Source organism: Agromyces sp. P1_H4 (genome assembly GCF_056405255.1).
Window position 1 is genome coordinate 1 of sequence record NZ_JBFUCL010000210.1, and the last position, 6,665, is coordinate 6,665.

The 6,665-nt window shown below is 72.8% G+C and carries 6 protein-coding genes; 3 read left to right on the forward strand and 3 right to left on the reverse strand.

What is annotated here, in order from left to right; translation table 11 throughout:
• The coding region (locus AC1DY2_RS12880) for an Lrp/AsnC family transcriptional regulator (protein ID WP_476762787.1) at positions 1–194 on the reverse strand (194 nt) is incomplete at its 3' end.
• A 129-nt stretch (positions 195–323) separates the two neighbouring features.
• Between AC1DY2_RS12880 and ald the strand changes: the two genes are divergently transcribed.
• The gene (gene ald / locus AC1DY2_RS12885; protein WP_476762788.1) at positions 324–1,424 is read left to right on the forward strand and encodes an alanine dehydrogenase; all 1,101 of its coding nucleotides are present in this window, start codon (positions 324–326) and stop codon (positions 1,422–1,424) included.
• Between the two features lie 9 nt (positions 1,425–1,433).
• Here ald and AC1DY2_RS12890 read toward each other — a convergent pair whose 3' ends face one another.
• Entirely contained in the window at positions 1,434–1,742 is a 309-nt protein-coding gene (locus AC1DY2_RS12890; RefSeq protein ID WP_476762789.1) for a rhodanese-like domain-containing protein, read from the reverse strand.
• A gap of 227 nt (positions 1,743–1,969) precedes the next feature.
• Here AC1DY2_RS12890 and AC1DY2_RS12895 point away from each other — a divergent pair, with 227 nt between their 5' ends.
• Complete coding sequence (locus AC1DY2_RS12895; RefSeq protein WP_476762790.1) at positions 1,970–5,644, forward strand: AAA family ATPase; 3,675 nt, start codon at positions 1,970–1,972, stop codon at positions 5,642–5,644.
• On the forward strand, positions 5,644–5,853 hold the full coding sequence (locus AC1DY2_RS12900) for a hypothetical protein (protein ID WP_476762791.1): 210 nt from the start codon (positions 5,644–5,646) through the stop codon (positions 5,851–5,853). Before AC1DY2_RS12895 ends, AC1DY2_RS12900 begins: the two co-directional genes overlap by 1 nt.
• Positions 5,854–5,919: 66 nt before the next feature.
• Here the strand turns inward: AC1DY2_RS12900 and mscL are convergent, their stop codons facing one another.
• Positions 5,920–6,393 carry a large conductance mechanosensitive channel protein MscL gene (mscL, locus tag AC1DY2_RS12905; RefSeq protein WP_476762792.1) on the reverse strand — a complete coding sequence of 158 codons (474 nt, stop codon included), beginning with the start codon at positions 6,391–6,393 and terminating at the stop codon, positions 5,920–5,922.
• Positions 6,394–6,665: the final 272 nt, after the last annotated feature.

The window sequence follows — 6,665 nt, forward strand, 5'->3', positions numbered from 1 at the left end:
CGGAGCGACCGCACGCGGGCGAGGCACGTCGAGGGCGAGACGCCGACCGCGCGGGCGAGGTCGACGTTCGGGATTCGCGCGTTCTCGTGCAGCAGGGCGATGATCTGCCGATCGACCTGGTCGAGGGCCAGTGGCCCGGATGCCGCGCCGACGACGCCGGCGCCCGGCTCGCTGATCTGCGGTGCATCGGCCATGAGCCGCCTCTCGCTCGAATGAATGGAACGAATGCGGCCAGCATACCGAATTCTGTGCGGCCACTCTTCCCAGACGGCGAACGAGCGGCGACCATTGAGATACTCATCCACACAGCATTCGGAGTCCCCATGCGCATCGGCGTGCCTGCAGAGATCAAGAACAACGAATTCCGCGTCGCGATGACGCCCGCGGGCGTGCACGCTCTGGCGCAGCGCGGCCACGAGGTGGCCATCCAGTCGGGCGCGGGCATCGGCGCGGGCTACCACGACGCCGAGTACCTGGCCGCAGGGGCGCTCATCGTCGAGACGGCTGCCGAGGCGTGGTCGGCCGAGCTGGTCATGAAGGTGAAGGAGCCCATCGCGGCGGAGTACGGCTTCCTCCGCGAGGACCTCACCCTGTTCACCTACCTGCACCTCGCCGCGGACCTGCCGCTCACCCGGGCCATCCTCGACTCGGGCGTCACCGCGATCGCCTATGAGACGGTGCAGCTGCCCGACCGCTCGCTGCCCCTGCTCACCCCGATGAGCGAGGTCGCCGGCCGGCTCGCCCCGCAGGTCGGCGCGGCCTCGCTGCACGCGTCGCAGGGCGGCCGCGGGGTGCTCCTCGGCGGCGTTCCGGGAACCGCGCCGGCGAAGGTCGTCGTCATCGGCGGCGGCGTGGCCGGCGAGCAGGCCGCGGCGACGGCGCTCGGCCTCGGGGCCGACGTCACCGTCTTCGACATCTCGCTGCCGAAGCTCCGCGAACTCGATGCCCGCTACGACCACCGCATCAAGACCCTGGCCTCATCGCCCTACGAGATCGCCCGGCAGCTGWAGGACGCCGACCTCGTGGTCGGCGCGGTGCTCGTGCCGGGCGCGGCGGCGCCGAAGGTCGTCACCGACGACATGGTCGCGGGCATGAAGCCGGGTGCCGTGCTCGTCGACATCGCGATCGACCAGGGCGGATGCTTCGAGGGCTCGCACCCGACGACGCATGCCGAGCCGACCTACCGGGTGCACGACGCCATCTTCTACTGCGTCGCCAACATGCCCGGCGCGGTGCCCGCGACCTCGACGCCGGCGCTCACCAACGCCACGCTGCCGTATGCGCTGAGGATCGCCGATYTCGGCTGGGAGGCCGCGCTCGCCGCGGACCCCGCGCTGGCCCTCGGCCTGAACGCCACCGCCGGACGGCTCGTCAACGAGGGCGTCGCCGCCGCGCATGGGCTGGAGCTGCAGACCGCGCGCTGAGCTCGGGGCTCAGTCGCCGTCGCCGACGGTGACCGGAAGGCCCGCCCGATACCAGCCGACGATCCCGCCCGTGACGTTGACCGCGTCGAAGCCCTCGGACTCGAGGTACTGCGTGGCCTGGGCGCTCCGCCCACCGACGTGGCACAGCACGTAGACCGTACGGTCTCGCGGCACTTCGGCCAGGCGCTCGACGAGCGAGCCGAGCGGGATGTGCTGGGCGCCGTCGATGCGGGCCTGGGCCACCTCGTCGGGTTCGCGCACGTCGAGGATGTGGGCGCCGTCGACGGCGTGCACCTCGGCGGGGGTGGTGGTCTGCATCGGGACTCCTTCGAGCGGCTGCGCGAGTGGTGATGGTTCGTCGGGGCATCCGGACACAGCAGCCTACCCGCGGCCGTCGAAACGCCGCCGGAACCGGCGATGCTCCCTCGATTCCGTGCGAAGCCACGTATGGTGTCCGTGTGTGGCGGCTCGATCGGAACCATGACGAGGAGGACCTCCTCGGGTCCGAGCCGGACGCCGCCGCGGAGCAACTCACCCCGGATCCCATGCGACACGACACCACGAGCCCTGACGGAGTCAGCCTCGGCGACCCCGAACTCGTCGCCGGCAATGTGGCGGAGCCCGCGTGGCACCGCTGGCGCGGCGAGCTCGCGGAGGTCGGCGGCCGGTCGCCGCTCGTGCGCTTCGTCGACACGCCGCGCACCCGCATCGAGCTGTCCACGACGCATCCGGGCGGCCTGCCGCAGTTCATCACGGGCAAGTCGACCCTGCTCTCGAGCCTCATCCGCGACGAGCTCGCGCTGCGCAACGCGCGGCTCGCGGCCGCGGAGATCACCCAGAAGGGCATCGAGCTCCGGTCGGTGCGCGGCATCGAGTCGGTGCACCTGRCGATCGGGCTCGCGTCGTGGCGCAATGCCGGCGAGGAGTACCTCGCGCCAGTCCTGCTCCGCCCCCTCGCCATCCGTCGCTACGGCCGCGACTTCGAGCTGAAGCTCAAGGGCCAGCCGTACCTCAACCCGGCCCTCGCCCGCGAGCTGCGCGAGCAGTTCCAGATCACGCTCGATGCCGACGCCTTCGTCGCCCTCGCGATCACCAACGGGGTCTTCAAGCCCCAGCCCGTGATCGACCGCCTGCGCGGTCTCACCTCGCACCTGCCCTGGTTCCACGTCGCTCCGCGACTCGTCGTGTCGGCCTTCGCGGAGGTCGGTCCGGCGATGGCCGATGACGTGCGACGGCTCGACCACCCCGTCATCGACGCCATCGCCGGCAACGCTGCCGCGCGCGCCTCGCTCGCCGAGCAGGGGGAGCGTGCCCGGCCGGTGCCGCAGGACCAGCGTCCGCCGTCGACCGACCACCTCCTCCTCGATGCTGATCCCGAGCAGGAGCAGGTCGTCGCCGAGATCGAGTCGGGGTCGTCGCTCGTCGTCAAGACGCTGCCGGGCACCGGCGGCACCCAGACGATCGTCAACGCGATCGGGGCACTCGTCGCCAAGGACAAGCGCGTCCTCGTGGTCGGCGCCCGCCGTGCGAGCCTCGACGGCATCGCGCATCGGCTGGGCCAGGTCGGCCTTGGCGGTGCCGCGGTCTCCACGGCGAGCCTCCGACGCGACCTCATCCAGGCGATCTCCCGCAACGAGAAGGCCGAGCAGCCGCGGGTCGCCGACGTCGACGACGCGCTCGTGCGGCTCCGCAAGGTGCTGCTCGACTACCGCACGGCCCTGACTCGCGACGACCCCGAGCTGCACGTGTCGGTGCTCGACGCGCTCGGTGAGCTCGCCAAGCTGGCGCAGCTGCGGGAGGCCCCGTCCACGACCGCCCGGCTCGACCACGCCTCGCTCGTGGCGCTCGCCACCGGTCGCGACCGCGTCGCGCACGACCTCGCCCGGGCCGCCGAGCTCGGCGAGTTCCGGTACGGACCGGGCGACTCGCCCTGGTACGGCGCGTCGTTCACCTCCTCCGACGAGGCGACGCACGCCCACGACCTCGCGAAGCGGCTCGACGCCACGGAGCTGCCCCGGCTGCTCGAGCGCGGTCGCGCCCTGATCGCGCAGACCCGCCTGCGCCCCTTCGAGTCGGTCGCCGAGCTGGGGGTCTTCCTGCGCCTGCTCCTCGACGTGCGCGAGACGCTCGACCGGTTCCAGCCGTCCGTGTTCGACCGTCCCCTCGGCGAGCTCATCGCCGCCACGTCGGCCCGCCGCGATTCGCCCGGGATGTCGGGTCCCAACCGCCGGCGCCTCCGCCGCCTGGCCCTCGAGTACGTGCGCCCCGGGGTGCACGTCACCGACCTCAACGGCGCGCTCCGCGGCATCCAGCAGCAGCGCACGCTGTGGCAGCGCTACTCGGAGGCGGGCGCGATCCCCAGCGTGCCGGTCGGCATCGACGACGTGCACGTCGCCTTCCGCACGGTCGCGACCGACCTCGCCGCGCTCGATGCGCCGCTCGGCGTGGTGGGAACCCCTCGGCAGCTCGCCGCGAGGCCCGTGCGCGAGCTGGTCTCCGATCTGCGCGGACTCGCCGCGGAGTCGGAGGTGCTCACGAACCTGCAGGAGCGCACGGCGGTGCTCTCGCGCCTGCGCGACCTCGGCCTCGACCCGCTGCTCCTCGACCTCGCCAAGCGCCACGTGCCCGAGCGCGCCGTCGCCGCCGAGCTCGAGCTCGCCTGGTGGCAGTCGGTGCTCGAATCGATGCTCGCCGGCGACAAGGCGCTCCTCGGCGCGAACACGACGGTGCTCGACCGCCTCGAGGGCGACTTCCGCCTCGTCGACGAGGCGCATGCGTCGGCAGCGGGTCCGCAGCTGGCCTGGCACCTCGCCGAGAACTGGAAGGTCGCGCTCGTCGATCATCCCGACGAGGCGCAGCGCCTGAAGCGGATGCTCCGCGGCGACCGGGTGCGCCCCGCCGCGCTGCACTCCGAGACGCCGCACCTGTTCCGCACGCTCGCGCCGATCTGGCTCGCGTCGCCGTACGAGGTGGCCGAGATCGACGACGCGATCCCCTTCGACACCGTGGTGCTCGTGGACGCCGGCTCGACGACCATCGCGGAGAACCTCGGCGCGATCCGGCGCGCACGGCAGGTCGTCGCGTTCGGTGATCCGGTGACGCAGACCCCGACCGTGTTCGAGACCGGGATCGACGACTCGGAGCCCGGCTCGGCCGGCACCACCGAGCACGGCGTCGATGCGCTGCACGCGGATTCCGCGCTGGCCCGGCTCGGCGAGCTGCTGCCCACGCTCACCCTCACGCGCAGCTACCGCGCCGGCGGCGAGGACCTCGCCGAGCTGGTGAACCGCCGGTTCTACGCCGGACGCATCCAGTCCCTGCCTTGGGCGGGCAGCTTCCTCGGCCACGGCAGCCTCGGGCTGCACTACGTCCGCGGCAACGGGCTCCCCGACGCCGTCACGGGCACGGTCGAGAGCATCGACTCCGAGGTCGCGAAGGTCGTGGAGCTCGTGATGGACCACGCCGTGAAGCGGCCGCGCGAGTCGCTTATGGTCATCACCGCGAGCGCCCGGCACGCGGCACGGGTGCACCAGTCGGTGCTCGCGGCGTTCGCCAAGCGCACCGACCTGTCGGACTTCATCCTCAAGGACCGCGCCGAGCCGTTCACGGTGCTCACGCTCGAGCAGGCCGTGGCGCAGAGCCGGGATCGCGTCATCTTCTCCGTCGGCTACGGCCGCACCCCGCACGGCCGGCTGCTGTCGAACTTCGGCTCGCTCGGCGAGCCGGGCGGCGACCGGCTGCTCGCCGTCGCCATGACGCGCGCCCGGCGTTCGATGGACCTCGTCTCCGCGTTCCGGCCCGAGGACATCGACGAGGAGCGCCAGTCCCACGGCGTGCTCGCGCTCGCGAACATCCTCAGCCAGACCGAGGAGCGCGCCGCGGCCGACGTCGACGGCGAAGCCGGGGCGTCGATGTTGGCGGACCTCGCCGCACGGCTGGCCCGCCGGGGCATCCGGGTCAGCGTCGACCATCGCGGCCGGCTCCCGCTTGCGGCCGCCCACGCCGGCAAGGCGGTGGTGGTCGAGACCGACGAGGCGTTCGAGGGGCTCAGCCTGCGGGAGTCCCTCCGGCTTCGGCCCGACGTGCTGCGACGGCTCGGCTGGCACTACCTGCGGGTGCACAGCTTCGAGCTCTTCGGCAACCCCGAGGCGGTCGCCAACCGCGTCGCCACCGTCCTCGGCAAGCCCGAGGCGAACCCAGCGGATGCCGCGGCGAGCTGATGCCCGACGAGCCCAGGCAGCGCGTGGAGCGCGCCGGCGGGAAGTCCCGTCGCGCGCGGCTCACCCCGGCGCCCGGGTCCGACCCGTCGCCCGAGCAGCCGGCGACGACGGGGACGGAAGCGGGAACGGGCGAGTCGCCGCAGCCGAAGCGCGGTCGCCCGAGCGCCGACGACGAGCGGATCACGAGGGAGCGGCCGCCGCACTGGTGAGCGCCATGGCCTGATCCCGGACGCGGCCTCCGCGAGCCGGATCCGGTGGGGCCGCTGTGATCGGGGCTACTCCGCGTGCTTGCCGGGGGTGGCCGCGGCGACGGGCTCCATGCCCTGCGCGGGCGCGACGCGGTCGCGCTCGGCCAGCAGGTCGCGGATCTCGGAGAGCAGGGTCACCTCGGTCTCGGGCTCGTCGGCGTCGGGGGTTCCGGCCTGGCGCTTCGCGGTCGTGCGGTCCTTCAGGTGGTTCATCGGCATCACGAAGACGAAGTACACGACGGCCGCGACGATGGCGAACGTCAGGACCGATCCGAGCACCGCGCCGAACTTCACGTCCGCCGTGCCGCCGTCGAGGGTCGGGATCGACCAGACCAGCGCCGTGTCGAGGCTGTCGGCGCGGAAGATCGCGCCGATCAGCGGGTTGATGAGGTTGTTCACGATCGAGTTCACGACGGCGGTGAACGCCGCGCCGATGACGACCGCGACGGCCAGCTCGATCACGTTCCCGCGGAGGATGAACTCCTTGAACCCCTTGAGCACGCCGCCTCCTCGATCTGCGCCCCGAGCGGGCACGCCTAGGCCACGCTAGCCGACGAGCCCGACCCGGTCGATTTCGCGCCGCCCGAGGATCCCGACGAACCGGTCGAGCCCGACGACCCTGATGAGCCGGCCGACGATCCGCCCGTGCCCGAGCCGGACGATCCGGAGCCCGACGACCCGGAACCGGACGACCCCGACCCCGACGACCCGCCGCCGGACCCCGAGGACCCCGACGCGGCATCCGACTTGCCCTTCGCGCCATCGGCCCGGGA